General features: G+C 67.1%; 1 protein-coding gene. It reads right to left on the bottom strand.

The genetic code is table 11. From position 1 onward, the window contains the following. On the bottom strand, positions 1-803 hold an 803-nt coding region (locus AC3A6Y_RS34960; RefSeq protein ID WP_487872787.1), incomplete at both ends, for an AAA family ATPase.

Genomic DNA, 803 nt, shown 5'->3' with positions numbered 1-803 from the left:
GGCGAGCCGATGTTGCTGGTCATCACGATCACCGTGTTCTTGAAGTTCACGGTGCGGCCCTGGCCGTCGGTCAGGCGCCCGTCGTCGAGCACCTGCAGCAGCACGTTGAACACGTCCGGATGCGCCTTCTCGACCTCGTCCAGCAGCAGCACGCTGTAGGGCTTGCGGCGCACGGCCTCGGTCAGGTAGCCGCCCTCCTCGTAGCCGACATACCCGGGCGGCGCGCCGATCAGGCGCGCGACGGAATGCTTCTCCATGAACTCGCTCATGTCGACGCGGATGAGGTGGTCCTCGCTGTCGAACAAAAAGCCCGCCAGCGCCTTGCACAGCTCGGTCTTGCCCACGCCGGTGGGGCCCAGGAAGAGGAAGGAGCCGGTGGGACGGTTCGGGTCCGAAAGGCCCGAGCGCGAGCGGCGGATCGCGTTGGCCACCGCACTGATGGCCTCGTCCTGGCCGACCACGCGCTCGTGGATCCTGCCTTCCATCTGGAGCAGCTTGTCGCGCTCGCCCTGCATCAGCTTGGCGACGGGAATGCCGGTGGCGCGCGCCACCACCTCGGCGATCTCCTCGGCGCCCACCTGGGTGCGCAGCAGCGTGGGCGCGCTGGACTTGCCCTTGGTCGCCTCGGTGTCCTGCGCTTCCTTCAGCCGCTTCTCCAGGCCCGGCAGCTTGCCGTACTGCAGCTCGGCCACTTTGTTGAAGTCGCCCTTGCTGGTGAACTCGGCAATCTGGAACTTGATCTTGTCGATCTCCTCGCGGATCTGCGCGCTGCCCTGCGCCTGGGCCTTCTCGGCCTGCCAGAT

Source organism: Variovorax sp. Soil_C_17, from assembly GCF_057657265.1.
The sequence above is the reverse complement of the archived record's forward strand: the minus strand, read 5'-3'. Positions and strand labels throughout refer to the sequence as shown.